Origin of the sequence: Arcicella sp. LKC2W (genome assembly GCF_034931005.1) — a bacterium.
Lineage (GTDB): Bacteria > Bacteroidota > Bacteroidia > Cytophagales > Spirosomataceae > Arcicella.
The window spans coordinates 90,084-108,593 of the sequence record NZ_JAYGIN010000004.1 but is presented as its reverse complement, the minus strand read 5'-3'; the positions used below and the strand labels follow the sequence as shown (position 1 = coordinate 108,593).

Sequence of the window (18,510 nt, the reverse complement as noted above, 5' to 3'; positions counted from 1 at the left end):
AGTTTTAAGTGTATCACGATTCTCCTGAATCGTCCAAAGTTTTCTAAGCTTTAAGTGTATCACGATTCTCCTGAATCGTCCAAAGTTTTCTAAGCTTTACAACGATTCAGGAGAATCGTTTTACATTTTAACGATTCGGGAGAATCGTTTTACATTTTAACGATTCAGGAGAATCGTTGTACAACATTGATAAACTCTTGTGGCTTATCAGCTTGTACCCAGTGACCAGCACCTTCAATAGTTATAATTTCATAATTTGGAAATAATTCCCAAATTTTTCGTTCATCTTCTGGTTGAATATAATGAGATTCTGAACCACGAATGAATAAAACAGGCTTGGTAACTACTTTCTCATTAGCCAATTCATGTCCAACAATATCAATATTTTTGGTAATGACAGGAACATTAATTCGCCAGTCGAATTCATTGTTTTTTTCTGGATTTCTCCAAAGATTTTTTAACAGAAATTGGCGTACACCTTCACTTTCTTCAAAACGTTTCATCAACTCGTTTGCTTCAGTTCTGCTTTTTAGGTTTTTCAAGTCAATTGAAGCTAAACCTTGTAAAATCATGTTATGATGAACAGGATAAAACTTAGGAGCAATATCAACGACAATCATTTTAGAGAAACTTTCAGGGTAATTCATCGCAAACTGCATCACTGTTTTTCCACCCATAGAATGTCCAATCAAAATGACATCTTCCAATTGTTGTTCATCAATAAATTCCTTTAAATCAGCTGCCATGACATCATAATTGAATTCGTCACTCCGTGGAGATTGTCCATGATTGCGTTGGTCAACCATATAAACACGATGAGATTCTGCCAAAACTTTCCCAATGGTGAGCCAGTTATCAGATGAACCAAAAATACCGTGAAGAATTATAATAGGAGTTCCTATTTCGCCAGCTTGTCTATAAAAAAGTTTCATTAAATTATAATTGCTAAAAACCCTTATTCTTAAAAATGTGTTTAATAAATAAAATTAATCATTTATACTCAATTGAATAAATGACTAAATATTCTCAACAAAGTTAATGGGTATATTCTTAAAAAAATACTAAACAGATAGACTTCAATAATTTACTTTTACATTCTAATTTATTTAGAAAAAATAAAATTCAAAAATAGACTTTTTTAGGGTTTTTCTTTAACAAATCCTATAAATCAACGCATTGGCTCTTAGATTTTTACATTTTCTTAATAAATGCTTGTTGTTCTTGCTAAAAATTTGTTGTTATTTTGTATCCAAATTCACCCATTCAATTTCTAACTAAATTCCAAATTTTCAATCATGAAAAAAATCTTTACCACTAAGGTTGTTTTAGGAACTCTTTTGGTTCTTATGGCTGCCCTTTCAAGTGTGCAGGTGTTTGCTCAGGTTACTTCTGCTTCAATTGTAGGAAGCGTTGTTGATCAAAAAGGAGAAAGTCTTCCCGGAGCAACAGTCATTGCTATTCACACTCCTTCAGGTACTCGCTATGGTGCTTTAACAAACATCTCTGGGCGTTATACTTTTAGCAGTGTTCGTGTTGGTGGCCCATACAAAATCACAACATCATTTGTTGGATTTAAAACGCAAACCCAAGAAAACATTGTTACAACATTAGGTGCTTCCACCAACGTTAGTTTTAAAATGGTAGAAGAAGGAAGTCAATTACAAGAAGTTGTTGTTAAATCAAGTAAGAGTGACGCATTTAGTTCAAGTAGAACTGGTGCATCCACTTCATTTGGAGTTAACGCAATAAGTAGTCTCCCTACTATTGGACGTACAATTAATGATATTACCAAGTATAATGCTTATAGTAATGGTCGTTCATTTGCTGGACAAGATGCTCGTTTCAATAACTTCACAATTGATGGTTCAGTATTTAACAATGGTTTTGGTTTAGGCTCTTCAGCTCAAGCAGGTGGTCGTACAGGTACAACGGCTGTGTCTCTTGATGCAATTGAACAAGTCCAAATTAATATTGCTCCATTTGATGTTCGTCAGTCTGGTTTCGCAGGTGCAGGTATCAATGCAGTTACTCGCTCAGGTACAAATGATTTTACAGGTTCTGTATATCATATTTTTAGAGGAAGTAGCTTAGTTGGGAAAAAGGCAGATGGTAGAGATTTACCAACAGTTAACATTGATGAGAAAACATATGGTTTCCGAGTAGGTGGTCCAATTATCAAAGATAAATTATTCTTTTTTGCAAACTACGAAACTTTCAAAAGTTCTAACCCTGCTTTAGATTGGGTTGCTAACCGTCCTGGAGCAACTGGTAACGTATCTCGTGTATTGGCTTCTGATATTGAAGACTTAGGTTCATTCATGAAAAGTAATTTCGGTTATGATATTGGAGCAGTTGATGGTTACAATAATGCAGTACAGAGTTCTAAAGGTTTATTGAGATTTGATTACAACATTAATGATAAGCATAAATTAACTGTTCGTTATTCACACCACGATTCACAGTCAGATGCAATTATTAGTAATAGTAATAGTAGTAATACAGCAGGTAATGGTAATCGTACAAACTCTGCATTAGCGTTGTCTCCACAAAACACAGGTTATATTATTGCAGATAATACTCGTTCAATTGTTGCTGAATTAAGTTCAAATTTCAATAGCAAATTTTCTAACAGTTTTATTGCTACTTATAATAAGCAAATTGAAGACAGACAATATAGAACATCTTTATTCCCGACTATTGATATCTTAAATTCTGGTAGTACTTATACATCTTTAGGTTTTGACCCATTCACACCGAACAATAAATTAAATTATTCAACATTAAACTTTACGAATAATTTAAGTTATTTCGCAGGAAAACACACTGTAACTTTAGGTTTAGCTTACGAATATTTTGTGTCTAACAACGTATTTTTCCCTTCTTCAAACGGTGTTTATGTTTTTAACTCAATTGCAGATTTCAAAACAGCAGCATTGGCTTACAAAGCTAATCCTAATTTGACTGTATCTCCAGTTACTTTGGCTCGTTTTAACTACCGTTATTCTTTATTGCCAAATGGACAAGAGCCATTACAAACACTTAATGCAACTACTTATTCTGCATATTTACAGGATGAATATCAAGTAACAGACAGATTGAAAGTTACTGGTGGTCTTCGTTTTGATGTATTCAGTTATGATGATGCTACTTCTGCATCTTTTTATAACCCAGTTGTAGCAGGATTAACATATAAGGACGAAAATAATAGTAATTTGAAAGTAAATACAGGAGCTTTCCCAAGTGCAAAAGTATTAGTATCTCCACGTATTGGTTTTAATTTTGACGTTAATGGAGATAAAACTACTCAAGTAAGAGGAGGAACAGGTTATTTCGTGTCTCGTATTCCACAAGTGTTAATCTCTAACCAATTAGGTAATAATGGAGTTAATACCGCCGTAATCACAGCAACAAATACAACTGCTTATCCATTTACGTTAGACCCTTCAGTTTACAAACCAGCAACAACTGATATCACTAAACTTCCTGCTTATGCAGTAAATGCTTCGACAGAAGGTTTAGAAAACCCAATGATTTGGAAATCTAACTTAGCGATTGACCAAAAACTTCCATTTGGTTTGATTGCTACATTAGAAGGTATTTATAATAAGAATATTAAAGCTCTTCGTTATATTGATGCTAATTTAAAAGGGGCTTCAACTACTTTTGCTGGTGCTGATACCCGTAACCGTTTCCCTGCATTTGGTCTTTCTGGAACTGCTGTTAACCCTGCACGTTTTTATAATACTGCAACTACAAACGTTTTTGTCTTGACAAATACTGATAAAGGAGAGTCATATTCATTAACTGCAAAATTAGAAAAACCTACAACTGAAGGTTTTGGTGGAATGGTTGGTTATACTTATGCAGTAGCTAAGGATATTCAATCGGTAGGTAGTACGGTACAAGCAAACATTCCTACTGTAACAGGTCAAAATTACTTAGCTACCTCTTTTTCAGATAATGATTTACGTCACAGATTTGTAGGATATGCTAATTACCGTATTAACTATGGTGGTAAATTTGGAGGTTCAACAATGATTACGTTAGGAGCTGTTGCAAACAGTGGCTTTAAAGCTTCTTATATTTATGGTAGTGACTTTAATGGTGATGGTCAGACAAATGACTTGGTATTTGTTCCAAACAAAGCTTCAGATTTAGTGTTTTTACCTTTAACAGTTGGTAGTGGTGCTTCTGCTAAAATTTATACAGCAGCAGACCAAGCTACTGCTTTTGATGCCTATATAGATGGAAACGAATATTTAAGTACACGTCGTGGACAATATGCTGAACGTAATGGTGGTTATTCTCCTTGGTTAACTCGTTTTGACTTAACAGTTGAACAAGATTTTTACATCAAAACTGCTAAAGGAAGAAAAAATACTTTACGTTTCCGTGCTGATATTTTAAACGTTGGAAACTTATTGAATAATGCTTGGGGAGTTGGTAATGTTTCAACTTCATTAAACCCACTAAGTTTTGCTGGTGTAAATGCTTCAGGTACTCCACAATATCGTATAGGAACTCAAGTTGTAAGAAATGCGGCAGGTGTAAATGAAACAATTTTACTTCGTGACTCATTTGTAAAAAGTATTACAGTTGATAACGTATGGCAAGCTCAATTCGGTATCCGTTATATTTTTGAATAATTGTTAGCGAATTAGAATTGCAAATAAAAAAAATCCCGAATCGAAAGGTTCGGGATTTTTTTGTTGGATAATTCTTAAAAGGTATGCTTGCATAATAAATTGAAAGGTGTAATATTGCGTTATATTTAATCTTGAAATTATAATAAACAATATAATAATATGAATTTTAATGAACCAATGCTTAGAGATGGGGCTTTAGCAGGAAAAACAATAGTTGTGACGGGTGGAGGAACTGGTTTAGGTCGTTCGATGTCTAAATACTTTTTGCAATTAGGGGCAAATGTAGTTATTGCTTCCAGAAAGATGCAAGTTTTGGAAGCAACAGCCACTGAATTAATGGCTGAAACTGGAGGGAAAGTATTACCAATTGCTTGCGATGCTCGCAATTATGATGAAGTAGAAAACGTATTGAAAACGGCAGTTAAGCATTTTGGGGCAGTTCATGGTTTGGTAAATAATGCCGCAGGAAATTTTATTAGTCCAACCGAACATCTTTCTCATAAAGCCTTTGATGTGGTGGTTGACATTGTTTTGAAGGGAACCTATAATTTCTCTTTAGCCTTCGGGAAATATTGGATTGCGGAGAAAATTAAAGGTACTGTCATGTCAATTGTTACGACTTATGCGTGGACGGGTTCGGGTTATGTTGTGCCTTCGGCAACGGCAAAAGCTGGGGTTTTGGCACTTACACGCTCATTAGCAGTAGAATGGGGAGCAAAATATGGGATTCGTTTTAATGCGATTGCTCCAGGACCATTTCCAACGGAAGGAGCTTGGGAACGTCTTTTCCCTGCTGAAGCGATGGGAGAAGAGTTAGCTGCAAAATTAGCACCTGAGCATAGAATCCCATTAAAAAGAGTAGGTGAACACCAAGAGTTAGCCAATTTAGCGGCTTATTTAATGTCAGAATTTTCAGCTTATATTAATGGTGAAGTAATTACAATTGACGGTGGAGAATGGCTAATGGGAGCGGGAGAATTCTCAGATTTAAACGAAATTTCTGACGAAAAATGGGCAGTTATCGCCAGAGCCGTTAGAGGGAAAAAATAATATCAGTAAACAGTGAGCAGTTACCAGTGAACAATTAACAGTAACCATAAAAATAAGTCAAATTCGGGGAACTTAAAATCAGAAAACGGCACTGCTTACTGCTTACTGCTTACTGCTTACTGCTTACTGCTTACTGCTTACTGCTTACTGCTTACTGCTTACTGCTTACTGCTTACTGCTTAAAACTTCGCTTTCTTCATCCACTCCAAGTCTGTTTTCATACAGTCAATTGGAGGAATACCTTGATATGATTCTTGCTCAAGAATATACTCTGTTGTGCCACCGCTTTTTGCCGCTAATTTCAGAACATCTGCTACACCAATAATTCCTGTGCCTAAAATAGTGCTTTCATAAGGTTCTTTTTCCCCTTTTATTTCGTCCTTCACGTGCATTAACTCAAAACGGTTAGGGTATTGCTTCAATAACTCTACCGCACGTCCACCACCATTGTACATATTACCAATGTCTAATTGCTGACATACTAAATTAGGGTCAGTATTTTGCATAATGATGTCATACACTTTCACGCTCGTCAGACGAAGACTAAATTCAAAATCATGATTATGATAACCGAATTTTACACCTGATTTTTTACTCAATTCACCGCATTTATTGAACACATCCATAAAGCGTTTACAATCATCAAAATTCTTACGTAAACTAATGTCTAACCAAGGACTGATGATATATTTTTGTCCCAAAATAGCAGCATCTTCAATGGTTTTTTTCCACGCATCGGTAAAATCGTTTTTGGAAGCATCCCAATGATTTCCTCCCAAAGTGACGTGTCCGCTTCGCATTGAAAGTCCTAAGTCATCAATGATTTTTCGGAATTCTATTGGTTGGTATCCATAAAATTTATGCTCTATATAATTGGCGTGTTCAATGTTTTTATACCCTATTTCAGCCACTTTTTTGAGTGTTGCCAATGGGTCTTTTTTCATGTCATCTCGAACAGAATATAACTGTAAACCAATATTTTTTGGATTAGATTTAGTGTTCGCACTGAGCGAATTGGGGAGTAAAAGTGCCGTTCCAGCCAATGCAGAGGCCTGAAGAAATGAACGCCGTGAGTGTTTTTCAGTCATTGTTGAATAGTTTTTTCAACAATTTAGAAAAAACTATTCAAACTCGTGTCTGCTTGTATGGTTAATGATAATGATTAGTTTTGTATAGGAACTAAGCCAAGTTTTTTACCTTCTGCCAATAAAAATGGCATTCCAGATTCTATATTATTGGCAATTGTACCTTCTAAAATGGCTTCTCTGAGGGCAATTTTAATGATTCCAACTTCTCGTGATGGTTGAATACCAAAGGTTTCCATAATCATTTCACCTGTAATAACTGGTTGGAATTGACGTAACTTATCGCTCTCCTCAACCTCTTTTAATTTCTGTTCAACAATGTCAAAATTGCGAAGATAACGTTTTACTTTATCTCCATTTTTTGAAGTTATATCGGCACGGCACAAAATCATTAGTCCGTCCAAATCTTCGCCTGCTTCAAAAAGTAATCTTCGTAAAGCAGAATCTGAAATTTCTTCTTTAGACAAAGCAATCGGGCGAAGGTGAAGGCGTACTAAGCTTTTCACAAAACGCATTTTTTCGTTCAACGGTAAACGCATATTTGTAAAAATTCCTTTCACCCATTTTGACCCCATTTCTTCATGCCCGTGAAAAGTCCACCCCTTTTTCTTATCAAAACGTTTGGTGGCAGGTTTGGCAATATCGTGTAAAATTGCTGCCCAACGAATCCATAAATCATCCGTTTTTTGCGAGGCATTGTCTAATACTTGCAAAGTATGATAAAAATTATCTTTGTGTCCTTTGCCTTCTTCGGTTTCAACCCCTTTCAACTTGACAAATTCAGGGAATATTTTTTCCAATAAACCACAAGAATCAAGCAAAAGGAAACCGTAAGAAGGTTTTTTTGAAAGAATGATTTTATTTAATTCGTCGGTAATTCTTTCTTTTGAGATAATATCAATTCGTTCTTTTTCCTTGATTAAAGCATCAAAAGTATCGGGGTGAATATCAAAGTTTAATTGAGTGGCAAAACGAATGGCTCGCATCATTCGTAGAGGGTCGTCCGAAAAAGTAATGCTTGGTTCAAGCGGCGTTTTAATGATTTTTCTACGAATATCAGCCAGACCATCAAAGGGGTCGTATAACTCGCCAAAGTCGCTGTCATTCAAAGAGATAGCCATCGCATTTATAGTGAAATCACGACGATTTTGGTCATCTTCAAGCGTACCATCTTCCACAATGGGTTTGCGAGAATCTCGTTGGTAAGATTCCTTTCTTGCTCCCACAAATTCCACTTCCCAGTCATCAATTTTTAATTGAGCCGTACCAAAATTTTTAAAGACAGATAAATAAACTTCGTCACGTCCTGAGTTTTTTGCCACTAATTCGGCCAACTCAACGCCCGAACCTACGCACACAATGTCAATATCTTTGGAAGGACGATTTAGAATTAAGTCTCTGACGAAGCCACCCACAACATAGGCTCTGATATTCAGTTGTTTAGCTGAGTCAGATACGAGTTTGAAAATAGGATTTGTATGTAATGTTTCTGTAAAATTCATGTTTAAGGGGTTAGGTGTTAGATGTTAGGTATTAGGGAGTTGAATATGCGTTGTCTAACTCCTAAATCCCAGCCACTAACACCTATATGTTACTTTCTAATAAATTCAAATTCGCCACCCAAGCCTAATTTTACAATTTGCGAAGGTTGCGTATTTTTATTTTCCCCTTTTGGATTGTGCAAGACGTAATCCACGCCATTGACGATTTCGGGAGCAATATCTGTAAATTTTGTAGGAGAAGGTTGTCCTGAAAAATTAGCTGAAGTAGAGACAATTGCCCTTTCAAGTTTATGAACCAAACCTTTACAAAATTCATCTTTTACCAAACGAATAGCGATTGAACCATCAATACCCATCAAATTTGTGGGTAGGTTTTTCCCTTTTGGATAAATAACGGTTAATGGTTTTTCGGCAAATTCTACTAAATTCCAAGCGAGTTCTGGCACTTCCAAAACGTATTCTGAAAGTTGTTCTATTTTAGAAATTAAAATGATAAATGCTTTATTATCAGGGCGTTGCTTTAGTGTAAAAAGTTTATCAACGGCTTTTTCGTTGCGGGCATCACAGCCCAAACCCCAAATTGTATCAGAGGGGTAAAGTATGGTATCGCCTTTGCGGAGATGTTGGAGTGCGTCGTGGTACACGTTTTTCTTTAATTTTTTGAATTACAAATTTACAAAGAATTTACCCTATTTCCCTTTTCCATAACCTAACTTGTGTAAATAAAATACCTCTTTGGTGGGGTCTTCGTGTCGTTTTCCTTCTATTTTTCGTGTTCCCCAAGCCACAAAATTTTGGTCGTACCAAGCGGCCACGTTTGTATCTTCATCAGGTTTTGTAGAGGATTCTGTTTTGATTTCAAAAGTTTCTTTGTCTCCTACATTTTCACTTTCTCGGATTTGTTGTAAATTCAATTTCCCTTTTTTTAAAAATGCCAGAAGCCATTTGTCATCAAGTTTTGAGACTTGCACTTGTTCAACCAACTCATCACTTTGTAGGTTATCCATTACTAAGGCATTGTCCCACAGGACTTTACCCGTTTTGTCAAATTCACAAATAATTGCGTGCGTAAAGGTATAGTCTTCGGTAGTTTTTTCTTTTTCTTTTGATTTTGCACTTAAAATTGAGGCAGAAAGTGAAGCTCCCGATTTGGGTTGTGAGTAATAAATTTCCGCAATTAATAAAGACCCTTTTGTCGTTTGTATTAAATTATGCACCAATAATTTATAGCTAAAATTTGGCTCTTTCCCTTCTTTTTTCTTCTGCTCAATTCGCTCCTTCATTTTCTCCTGACGCTTAGGCGACATAAAACTGAAAAAATTTTTTAAATCGGCAAATTTGATGATACTTGTGCCTTTTTCAAGCCCTTCTTCCAAACGAGTGAGATACAAACCTTTAGAAAAATCATTACAATTGTTGGAATAATTCCCGACCAAAAGTGTTTCTTTTTCATTGAGTGGTAGCATTTTTCCACTGATAAAACTTAGACTATTACCGTCCAAATCAGGCACGTGAATGGTACGTAACGATTTACCTTCAGCAGAATAACTTTGAATAGCCAAACCGCATTTTCCTTTTCGCCTTTCTTTGACGATAACGTTGATTTCGTTGCGTTTTTCATCAATTTCCAATCCATTAATTTCTAAATGTTCATCGTAAAGTCCATGTAAAACTGTTCCTTTTTGGTGAAAAAATGAAAAAGATATGACAATGGGTTTTTCGGTATAACTACCTCCTAAAAATGCAGTATTCCCTAAAACTTTAAAGAAATCAATATCAACTGCACCTAATAACTCGCCTTTAAATTCGTCAATTTCACCATGTTCTAAATTGAGCCTAACAATGATAATTTTGGGCGTTTCGGGTTCAGCAAATAACCAAAAAAGGTATTGCTCATTTTGGTAGGAGGTGACAGCTTCAAAGCCTAATTCGATATTTAAAATGGCTTGCCAACGTTCATGGAGGGCGGTATCATAGCGGAAAAAAGTCCAATTATTTTTATTTCGACTGAAAAAACTTTCTTTTTCGAGTGTCAAAAGCATTCCATCGTTGCTGAGGGGCAAGACTGAAATTGTCTCATCAAATTTGGAGTCTTTCGGGATTTCAATTTGCCCCAACTGATTCAATTGAGCAAATATTGGCGAAGAAAAAACACAGAAGATAAATATTTTGAATAGATATTTCATGGACGGAAAGTTTTTGAAATAACAAGTTACAAAATTGAATGTTTAGAGAAAATATTTACCCATAAAAAGTGGTCGCCCATAAATCGACCACTTTTTTGTTTTTATCTTTGTGGTAAATTCGGAATGTCCATTTGTAAAATGTTGAATAAAGCTAAAATAGAAGAAATAATTAATTTACTAAAAGCTGAATCCAATGAAGATAACGCTTATATTGGATTTTTCTTAGAAAATGAGCCACATTCTGAATCTGGAATAGAAACCATAATAAGTACAAATAAAGATGGGCTTTTGTTGTTTGCACAAAGACTTATCTCATACTCCCAAGAATTGGATAGTATGGAAGAAAATGAATCAATTTATTTAGGTGATAATCACCCTAAATGGTTGGATTTAAGTAGTGATATACGTTTTGATTTTTTGGAAAAACAAAAAAGAGATTCGGTTGAAAATAATGATGTCGCTAAGACTGTATCACCATTCAAAAACAACTTGATAGGGTTTTCATTAATAGCACTCTTTTTTTTCTTACTTACAATGACGGTGTATGGATTTGCAACATTTATATCTTTATTCTTCAAAAAATAATTTTTAAAAATTAGATAAAATATGCGAGGAGTCAATTATTTAACTAACGAAAGAGGCATCAAAACAGCCGTTATGATAGACCTAAAAACGTATGGTGATGAAGTCGAAGATTTTTTAGATGCTTTAGAAGCTAAATCTCGTAAGAATGAAGTGAAAGAAGATGCTTCATTAGTTTTTGAACGAATTTTAAATAAGAAAAAGGCTAATGGAGGTTTATAAGGTAGTTATTTCAAAATCTGCCGAAAAGGAGATTTCTAAATTACCCGTAAAAGAAATCTTGAAAATTAAAGAAACCATTTTGGATTTAGCGGATAATCCACGTCCTTATGGAGTGAAAAAATTAGAAGGTTTTGATGAGTTTTACAGAATTAGAAAAGGAAACTATAGGATTATTTATACGATAGAAGATGATATTCTAACGGTGGAAGTTCTGAAAGTAGGTAATAGAAAAGACGTTTACAAAAGATAACGTAAACTGTCACAACAAATAATGAACATAGAAAAAACAATACAAAGCCACATTGCCGCAGCGTTGAAAGCGGAGTTTGATGTTGAAGAGAATAACATCGTTTTACAAAGTACCAAAAAGGAATTTGAAGGAACTTATACCTTCGTGGTGTTCCCGTATGTGAAGGCATTGCGGAAGTCGCCCGTGGAGTTGGGAAATGCTATTGGCAACTACCTTATTGCTAATTCTGGCGTAGTGAGTGCCTTTAACGTAGTGCAAGGTTTCTTGAATATTTCCATCGCTGATTCGGCTTGGGTGGATTTATTTACGGGTATTTTTAAGGATAAAACCTTTGGGCAATTACCCGATAAAAACGAAACGGTGATGGTGGAATATTCTTCGCCAAATACCAATAAACCACTCCATTTGGGGCATTTACGGAATAATTTTTTAGGGTTTTCGGTGGCTCAAATATTGGCTGCTAATGGTTACAAAGTAGTGAAAGCTAATTTGGTAAACGACCGTGGAATTCATATTTGTAAGTCGATGTTAGCATACCAAAAATTTGGTAACGGCGAAACGCCCGAAAGTTCTGGTATGAAAGGTGACCATTTGGTAGGGAAATATTACGTTGAATTTGATAAGCATTACAAAGTTGAAATCAAGGCTTTGCAAGAAAAAGGATTGTCGGAAGATGATGCTAAAAAACAAGCACCCTTGCTTATTGAAGCCCAAGAAATGCTATTGAAATGGGAAAATAACGACCCTGAAACAATTGCTTTGTGGGAAAAAATGAACGAATGGGTTTTTGCAGGATTTGGTCTGACTTACGAGAAAATGGGCGTAAGTTTTGATAAAATTTACCGTGAATCAAATACGTATTTATTGGGTAAAAAATTCGTGGAAGAAGGATTGAAATCGGGCGTGTTTTTCCAGAAAGAAGATAATTCTGTTTGGATAGATTTAACCGACGAAGGACTCGACCAAAAATTGGTACTTCGTAAAGATGGAACTTCCGTTTATATTACCCAAGACCTCGGCACGGCAGAATTGAAATACAATGATTTCAAGATGTCAAAATCGGTGTATGTGGTTGGAAATGAGCAAGATTACCATTTTGAAGTATTATTCAAAACCATCAAAAAATTAGGTCGTCCATACGCAGAAGGACTTTTCCATTTGAGTTATGGCATGGTGGATTTGCCATCGGGTAAAATGAAATCTCGTGAAGGAACGGTAGTTGATGCGGATGATTTGATGCAAGAAATGACCGATACTGCCCGTGAACGTACTTTAGAATTAGGAAAAACCGAAGGATTCGCCAAAGCCGAAGCAGACGAATTGTACGATACTTTAGCAATGGGAGCGTTGAAATATTTCTTATTGAAAGTTGACCCTAAGAAAAGAATGTTGTTTAATCCTGAAGAATCGATTGATTTTCAAGGACATACAGGGCCATTTATTCAATATACGCACGCTCGTATTTGTTCGATTTTGAGAAAGGCTCACGAACAGGGCATCACAGGGAAAACGACAGATTATTCAGTTTTACAAGAATCTGAAAGAGAAGTAATATATTTGTTAAGTCAATATCCACAGGTTTTAGCGGATGCAGGTCGTGAACTTTCTCCAGCTTTAATTTCGTTCTACGTGTATGATTTGGCGAAGGCATATAATCGTTTTTATAACGAAGTAAATATCTTCAATGAAACCGATACCAATGCTCAACAATTCAGAATTGCATTTTCGGGCGTAGTTGGCGAAACAATTCAGAAAGCAATGAGTTTATTAGGTATTAAAGTTCCAAGTCGTATGTAGTACGGGAATCCTTCCGTGAAGCGTAGAATAAATCACGGGAAGGATTCCCGTGGTACATACCATGAACAAGAAAATAATTATATACATCATTTTAATCTTCACAACAGTTATGTTATTAAAACTCATGAAAATAGGTTCATTATTGGGGGCTTTAGCAGTTCCATTTACACAGAACAGCTTTGTAGAGCGTCCTGAAAATATTACAATTACTGCTACAAAAACGATTTATGATTTCAAAATGAAGTCATTAGATGGAAAAGACGTTGATTTGTCGATTTACAAAGGGAAAAAGGTTGTTATCTTAAATACAGCTTCAAAATGTGGATTTACCAAGCAATATGCTGATTGGGAAACTTATTATGAAGCGAATAAAGATAAAGTGGTTGTTTTAGGGTTTCCTTCAAACGAATTTGGCGGACAAGAACCTGGTACTGATGGAGAAATTGCAGCATTTTGTCAAAAGAATTATGGTGTAAATTTTCCAATGTTCTCGAAAGTTGTAGTAAAAGGAGAAGGTAAATGCGATTTATATAAATTCTTGACTACCAAGTCTTTAAACGGTTGGAACGATAAAGAACCATCTTGGAATTTCTGTAAATATGTTATCAATGAAAAAGGAGAATTAACACATTTCTTCGCTTCAGGCGTTAAACCTGATAGTAAAGAATTTATGGAAGCGATAAAATAAAGTTTATGAGTAAATGTAGTTTATGAGTTCATAAGAAAAGGTAGTTGGCCATTTTTATGAACTCATAAACTCATATACCTATTAAACTCTTAGACTCAGATATGAAACATTGGATTTCTGCGGCTCGTCCACGTACCTTGCCACTTGCCCTTTCGAGTATTTTGATGGGCAGTTTTTTAGCGGCAGGTTCGCACGCTTTTTCTTGGACAATCTTCTGGTTAGCCGTTCTTACAACCACTTTTTTACAAATTCTTTCCAACTTCGCTAATGATTATGGCGATACCGTCAGCGGAGTAGATACCGTTGAAAGAACAGTTGCAACACGTGCCGTTCAAACAGGAGTAATCACCCGTGAACAAATGACAAAAGCCATTATTTTGATGTCAATTTTGTCATTTATTACAGGTTCATGGTTGATTTATGAAGGTTTGAAAGATACTTCACTTAAAACAATCCTTACTTTTTTCGGAATCGGGATTTTAGCAATCATCGCTGCCATTACTTATACAGTAGGTAAAAGACCTTATGGCTACATGGGTTTTGGTGATATTTCGGTTTTGATTTTCTTTGGTTGGGTTGGTGTTTTAGGTACGTATTATTTACATACGCATGAATTTAATTGGTTGAATCTGTTGCCTGCTACTTCATGTGGGCTTTTTGCCGTAGGCGTACTGAATATCAACAATATACGAGATATTGAATCGGATATTAAAACAGGTAAAAACTCTATTCCAGTACGTTTAGGAAAAGACAAAGCCGTGATTTACCATTGGTTTTTGTTGATTGGTGGCTTTGTTTCAGCAGTGATTTATACAATATTAAACCATTCTGAATTATTGAATTGGATATTTTTAATCACGCTTCCATTGTTAATCAAAATTGGAATAGGTATTTCAAAAGGACGAACGCCTGCACAAATTGACCCATTTTTAAAAGTAATGGCTTTAACGACCTTGTTGTTTGTAATAACTTTTGGGATTGGACAGGTGTTTTAGTTTCTCGTTACTGGTTATTAGTTATGGGTAAATAGAGCGAATTAACCACTTTGTATTATTCACTTGGAACTTTCAAGCAAATTAAGTCGTTTTTTATTCATAGTTATTAATTCATAAATAACAGAACTAATAACGGATAACCAATAACTAATAACCAAAAATGGTAACAGTAACCGATATAGCAGCTAACAAAATTATAGAACTCCGTCAAAAAGAAGGACTTACTGAAAATTATAACGTTCGTGTAGCCGTAGAAGGAGGAGGATGTTCTGGTTTGATGTATAATTTAGATTTTGCCTCAGAGCCAAAACCGACCGATATGATTTTTGAAGATAAAGGCGTAAAAATTATGGTGGATAAAAAATCTATCCTTTATTTAGCTGGCACAGAATTAGATTTTTCTGACGGATTAAACGGAAAAGGTTTTCAATTCAAAAATCCAAATGCGTCACGTACTTGTGGATGCGGAGAGAGTTTTGCGGTATAATTTTTGAAATAAGATACAATTGAAAAGTCCCTACAAACTTTGTTTTGTAGGAACTTTTTTGTGGCTATTGTCAATTTTTATGTCAGTAAGACAGAAGCTGGAATTCCTAATTCTTTATGGATGAAACGAATAAATTTTAGACTCATTTCTCTTTTTCCATGAATAATTTCTGAAACTGTACTCTTGGCAATACCCAAACGTTTAGCTAAACCAGTTTGTGAAATACCTTGTTCTCCCATTTCATATTTCAATGCTTCTAATGGACTGAGAAGTTCAATAGCATGATGTTTTTGTTCATATTCATGAATTAAAAGCGATAATATTTCTAATTCGTCTCCTTCTGGAGTACCCATTTTTGCATGAAAAATACTCTCTAATTTTTCAAGAGCAAGTTCATACTCTTGTTCTGTCTTGATAAGTTTTATTTTTGTTTCCATGTTTTATTATTCGTTAAAAGGTACTTCATTGGCAATTACCTTATCATATTCTTTATAAGTACCGATAAATTTGACGTAGCATAATTGGTATTCATAGTTAAACGAAGCAATCAAACGAAATTTATTTAGAGCTATATTAAAGACAATTCTCTCATTGCCTATAAAATCTGCTCCTTTAAAATCTCTAATCACTTCTTGTGGATTTGAATATTCCTTTGACTCAATTTTGCCATACCAATATCTCAAACCAGTTTCGGATTGTGGGTGTAATTTCCAAAAAGCTTTAAGTGTTTTAAGGGATAGAATTCTCATTAGTTTTTATTTGTAAAGTTCGCAAAAACAGAACTTATTTGCAATGTAAATATTATAAAAATGTTAGTTAAAAGTTGTCGGAATAATTTCTTCTCTGATAAATACATAGAAAATCCTTAGAAATATCCTAATTTTGTAGTTCAAACAACACTAAAATTTATGCTATTTTCAAAAATTACAGGAATTGGTCATTATGTGCCTGAGAATATAATCACTAATGAATACTTAGAAACAATTATGGATACTTCGGACGCTTGGATTACAGAGCGAACAGGTATTAAAGAACGTCGATATTTTACTTACGGAAAAGATACAAATGCTTCAATGGCGGCTGAGGCATCAAAAATTGCAATTGAACGAGCAGGAATCACGCCAAAAGATATTGATTTTATCGTTTACGCAACTATTACTCCAGACTACTATTTCCCAGGTCCAGGGTTTGTGATGCAGCGTGAATTGGGTATGCAAGGCGTTGGTGTTTTGGATATTCGTGACCAATGTTCGGGCTTTATTTATGCGATGTCAACGGCTGACCAGTTTATTAAATCTGGAATGTATAAGAACGTTTTGGTAGTAGGAGCGGAGGTGCAATCTACGTTTTTAAATCACTCCAATGAAGGACGTGGCGTAGCAGTAATTTTTGGTGATGGTGCTGGGGCGGTGGTTATGCAAGCAACTAAAGATGAGCAACATCGAGTTCTTTCTACGCACCTTCACGCCGACGGCACGTATGCAGAGGATTTGTACGTGAAAGACCCAGGGAGTAGTCGCCCGAAACGTTTTTATGATGATTTGGTAGAAGATAATAAAACGGGAGACGTTTTCATGAACGGAAATATGGTTTTCAAACACGCCATTGTTCGTTTTCCAGAAGTAATTCGTGAGGCTTTGGATAAAAATGGATTAACGCCAGAGGATATTGATTTGTTAGTGCCACATCAAGCCAATCTTAGAATTTCGGAGTATGTGCGTCAGCAAATGGGAATGCCCGAAGAAAAAGTGATGAACAATATCCAAAAATACGGAAACACAACGGCGGCTTCTATTCCAATCGCTCTTTGCGAAGCGTGGGAAACGGGTAGAATTAAAGAGGGCGACTTAGTATGCTTAGCGGCTTTTGGTAGTGGCTTTACATGGGGTTCAGCTTTGATTCGTTGGTGATTTTAGTTACTGGTTTATTGGAAATTGGTTAATAGTAAAAAAGTCCTCAAAATAGCTTTTGAGGACTTTTTTACTTATGACTACTTGGTTGACAACTAATAACTAATTTCTAATCAACCAATAACAACCTATTTTTTCTCAAAATCACGGTGATTAGCCATTTTGAATAATTCATCTTTTGGTAAAGATTTGAAATATTCATAAGTGATTTTCAAACCTTCTGCTCTGGCAACTTTTGGCTCCCAACCAAGCAAGGCTTTTGCTTTTGTAATATCTGGTTTACGTTGTTTTGGGTCATCAGTTGGCAATGGCAACGAAATCAATTTCTGATTTGTACCTGTCAATTTGATGATTTCTTCTCCAAATTCTTTAATCGTGATTTCGTCTGGATTACCAATATTTACAGGTTGTACATAATCAGACATCAACAAACGGTAAATACCTTCTACCAAATCATCTACGTAACAAAAAGCACGAGTTTGTGAGCCGTCGCCGAACATGGTTAAATCTTCTCCACGAAGAGCTTGTCCGATGAATGCAGGCAATACACGGCCATCATTCAGACGCATTCTTGGGCCATAAGTATTGAAAATACGAACGATACGAGTTTCTAATCCGTGATAAGTATGGTAAGCCATTGTCATCGCTTCTTGGAAACGTTTTGCTTCGTCATAAACGCCACGAGGTCCAACTGGATTCACATTTCCCCAGTATTCTTCTGGTTGTGGATGAACGTTAGGGTCTCCGTAAACTTCTGATGTTGAGGCAATTAATACTCTTGCATTTTTTACACGTGCTAATCCAAGACAGTTGTGAATCCCCAAAGAACCAACTTTCAAAGTCTGAATCGGAATCTTCAAATAGTCAATTGGAGATGCTGGCGAAGCAAAATGCAAAATATAGTCTAATTCACCTGGTACGTGAATAAACTTTGAAACATCATGGTGATAAAATTCAAAGTTTGGTAATTTAAACAAGTGTTCGATGTTTTTCAAATCACCTGTAATTAAGTTATCCATCGCAATAACGTGGAAACCTTCTTTGATAAATCTATCGCAAAGGTGTGAGCCTAAAAATCCTGCTCCACCTGTAATTAAAACTCTTTTCATT

At 35.5% G+C, this 18,510-nt stretch carries 18 protein-coding genes; 10 read left to right on the top strand and 8 right to left on the bottom strand.

The features are described 5' to 3' along the window. Nucleotides 1–164: 164 nt before the first annotated feature. The gene (locus VB796_RS04000) at nt 165–932 is read right to left on the bottom strand and encodes an alpha/beta fold hydrolase (RefSeq protein WP_323345219.1); all 768 of its coding nucleotides are present in this window, start codon (nt 930–932) and stop codon (nt 165–167) included. 363 nt (nt 933–1,295) lie between these two features. Between VB796_RS04000 and VB796_RS03995 the strand changes: the two genes are divergently transcribed. Together VB796_RS03995 and VB796_RS03990 are read left to right on the top strand one after the other, a co-directional pair. Beyond that, nucleotides 1,296–4,646, top strand: coding sequence for a TonB-dependent receptor (locus VB796_RS03995; RefSeq protein WP_323345218.1), 3,351 nt, complete (start codon nt 1,296–1,298; stop codon nt 4,644–4,646). Between the two features lie 159 nt (nt 4,647–4,805). Then, complete coding sequence (locus tag VB796_RS03990; protein ID WP_323345217.1) at nt 4,806–5,696, top strand: SDR family oxidoreductase; 891 nt, start codon at nt 4,806–4,808, stop codon at nt 5,694–5,696. A gap of 179 nt (nt 5,697–5,875) precedes the next feature. Here the strand turns inward: VB796_RS03990 and VB796_RS03985 are convergent, their stop codons facing one another. From VB796_RS03985 to VB796_RS03970, 4 genes are all read right to left on the bottom strand, one after another. Continuing rightward, nucleotides 5,876–6,784, bottom strand: coding sequence for a TIM barrel protein (locus VB796_RS03985; RefSeq protein ID WP_323345216.1), 909 nt, complete (start codon nt 6,782–6,784; stop codon nt 5,876–5,878). Nucleotides 6,785–6,858: 74 nt separating this feature from the next. After that, on the bottom strand, nt 6,859–8,283 hold the full coding sequence (locus VB796_RS03980; protein WP_323345215.1) for a CCA tRNA nucleotidyltransferase: 1,425 nt from the start codon (nt 8,281–8,283) through the stop codon (nt 6,859–6,861). Between the two features lie 89 nt (nt 8,284–8,372). Beyond that, nucleotides 8,373–8,927: an L-threonylcarbamoyladenylate synthase gene (locus tag VB796_RS03975; RefSeq protein WP_323345214.1), complete on the bottom strand. Its 555-nt coding sequence runs from the start codon at nt 8,925–8,927 to the stop codon at nt 8,373–8,375. 45 nt (nt 8,928–8,972) lie between these two features. Then, entirely contained in the window at nt 8,973–10,469 is a 1,497-nt protein-coding gene (locus tag VB796_RS03970) for a hypothetical protein (protein WP_323345213.1), read from the bottom strand. A gap of 138 nt (nt 10,470–10,607) precedes the next feature. On the opposite strand from VB796_RS03970, the gene VB796_RS03965 reads away from it, so the two are divergent. The 7 genes from VB796_RS03965 to VB796_RS03935 all read left to right on the top strand — a co-directional run bounded on the left by VB796_RS03965 (nt 10,608) and on the right by VB796_RS03935 (nt 15,490). Next, a complete protein-coding gene (locus VB796_RS03965) occupies nt 10,608–11,054 on the top strand; it encodes a hypothetical protein (RefSeq protein ID WP_323345212.1) in 447 nt (148 codons plus the stop codon). 21 nt (nt 11,055–11,075) lie between these two features. Further along, complete coding sequence (locus VB796_RS03960; RefSeq protein WP_323345211.1) at nt 11,076–11,273, top strand: hypothetical protein; 198 nt, start codon at nt 11,076–11,078, stop codon at nt 11,271–11,273. Next, entirely contained in the window at nt 11,260–11,523 is a 264-nt protein-coding gene (locus tag VB796_RS03955) for a type II toxin-antitoxin system RelE/ParE family toxin (RefSeq protein ID WP_323345210.1), read from the top strand. The genes VB796_RS03960 and VB796_RS03955 overlap by 14 nt, the downstream gene beginning before the upstream one ends. Before the next feature lie 21 nt (nt 11,524–11,544). Continuing rightward, entirely contained in the window at nt 11,545–13,320 is a 1,776-nt protein-coding gene (gene argS, locus VB796_RS03950; protein ID WP_323345209.1) for an arginine--tRNA ligase, read from the top strand. 124 nt (nt 13,321–13,444) lie between these two features. After that, complete coding sequence (locus VB796_RS03945; protein WP_323345208.1) at nt 13,445–14,008, top strand: glutathione peroxidase; 564 nt, start codon at nt 13,445–13,447, stop codon at nt 14,006–14,008. Nucleotides 14,009–14,109: 101 nt separating this feature from the next. Next, nucleotides 14,110–15,003 (top strand): 1,4-dihydroxy-2-naphthoate polyprenyltransferase, encoded by an 894-nt coding sequence (locus VB796_RS03940; RefSeq protein ID WP_323345207.1) that lies wholly within the window; start codon nt 14,110–14,112, stop codon nt 15,001–15,003. A 160-nt stretch (nt 15,004–15,163) separates the two neighbouring features. Further along, a complete protein-coding gene (locus VB796_RS03935) occupies nt 15,164–15,490 on the top strand; it encodes an iron-sulfur cluster assembly accessory protein (protein WP_323345206.1) in 327 nt (108 codons plus the stop codon). 77 nt (nt 15,491–15,567) lie between these two features. On the opposite strand, the gene VB796_RS03930 is transcribed toward VB796_RS03935, so the two are convergent. Next, nucleotides 15,568–15,927, bottom strand: coding sequence for a helix-turn-helix domain-containing protein (locus VB796_RS03930; RefSeq protein ID WP_323345205.1), 360 nt, complete (start codon nt 15,925–15,927; stop codon nt 15,568–15,570). A gap of 6 nt (nt 15,928–15,933) precedes the next feature. Continuing rightward, nucleotides 15,934–16,239 (bottom strand): type II toxin-antitoxin system HigB family toxin, encoded by a 306-nt coding sequence (locus tag VB796_RS03925; RefSeq protein WP_323345204.1) that lies wholly within the window; start codon nt 16,237–16,239, stop codon nt 15,934–15,936. Between the two features lie 159 nt (nt 16,240–16,398). On the opposite strand from VB796_RS03925, the gene VB796_RS03920 reads away from it, so the two are divergent. Then, nucleotides 16,399–17,400: a beta-ketoacyl-ACP synthase III gene (locus tag VB796_RS03920; protein ID WP_323345203.1), complete on the top strand. Its 1,002-nt coding sequence runs from the start codon at nt 16,399–16,401 to the stop codon at nt 17,398–17,400. A 128-nt stretch (nt 17,401–17,528) separates the two neighbouring features. Here the strand turns inward: VB796_RS03920 and VB796_RS03915 are convergent, their stop codons facing one another. Continuing rightward, nucleotides 17,529–18,509, bottom strand: a complete 981-nt coding sequence (locus VB796_RS03915) for a UDP-glucuronic acid decarboxylase family protein (protein ID WP_323345202.1) — start codon at nt 18,507–18,509, stop codon at nt 17,529–17,531. Nucleotide 18,510: the final 1 nt, after the last annotated feature.

Excerpts from the sequence above, each read along its gene's own strand:
- VB796_RS04000 (WP_323345219.1), bottom strand. The coding sequence starts at position 932 with ATGAAACTTTTTTATAGACAAGCTGGCGAAATAGGAACTCCTATTATA.
- VB796_RS03995 (WP_323345218.1), top strand. The coding sequence starts at position 1,296 with ATGAAAAAAATCTTTACCACTAAGGTTGTTTTAGGAACTCTTTTGGTT.
- VB796_RS03990 (WP_323345217.1), top strand. The coding sequence starts at position 4,806 with ATGAATTTTAATGAACCAATGCTTAGAGATGGGGCTTTAGCAGGAAAA.
- VB796_RS03985 (WP_323345216.1), bottom strand. The coding sequence starts at position 6,784 with ATGACTGAAAAACACTCACGGCGTTCATTTCTTCAGGCCTCTGCATTG.
- VB796_RS03980 (WP_323345215.1), bottom strand. The coding sequence starts at position 8,283 with ATGAATTTTACAGAAACATTACATACAAATCCTATTTTCAAACTCGTA.
- VB796_RS03970 (WP_323345213.1), bottom strand. The coding sequence starts at position 10,469 with ATGAAATATCTATTCAAAATATTTATCTTCTGTGTTTTTTCTTCGCCA.
- VB796_RS03965 (WP_323345212.1), top strand. The coding sequence starts at position 10,608 with ATGTTGAATAAAGCTAAAATAGAAGAAATAATTAATTTACTAAAAGCT.
- VB796_RS03960 (WP_323345211.1), top strand. The coding sequence starts at position 11,076 with ATGCGAGGAGTCAATTATTTAACTAACGAAAGAGGCATCAAAACAGCC.
- VB796_RS03955 (WP_323345210.1), top strand. The coding sequence starts at position 11,260 with ATGGAGGTTTATAAGGTAGTTATTTCAAAATCTGCCGAAAAGGAGATT.
- argS (WP_323345209.1), top strand. The coding sequence starts at position 11,545 with ATGAACATAGAAAAAACAATACAAAGCCACATTGCCGCAGCGTTGAAA.
- VB796_RS03945 (WP_323345208.1), top strand. The coding sequence starts at position 13,445 with ATGAAAATAGGTTCATTATTGGGGGCTTTAGCAGTTCCATTTACACAG.
- VB796_RS03940 (WP_323345207.1), top strand. The coding sequence starts at position 14,110 with ATGAAACATTGGATTTCTGCGGCTCGTCCACGTACCTTGCCACTTGCC.
- VB796_RS03935 (WP_323345206.1), top strand. The coding sequence starts at position 15,164 with ATGGTAACAGTAACCGATATAGCAGCTAACAAAATTATAGAACTCCGT.
- VB796_RS03930 (WP_323345205.1), bottom strand. The coding sequence starts at position 15,927 with ATGGAAACAAAAATAAAACTTATCAAGACAGAACAAGAGTATGAACTT.
- VB796_RS03925 (WP_323345204.1), bottom strand. The coding sequence starts at position 16,239 with ATGAGAATTCTATCCCTTAAAACACTTAAAGCTTTTTGGAAATTACAC.
- VB796_RS03920 (WP_323345203.1), top strand. The coding sequence starts at position 16,399 with ATGCTATTTTCAAAAATTACAGGAATTGGTCATTATGTGCCTGAGAAT.
- VB796_RS03915 (WP_323345202.1), bottom strand. The coding sequence starts at position 18,509 with ATGAAAAGAGTTTTAATTACAGGTGGAGCAGGATTTTTAGGCTCACAC.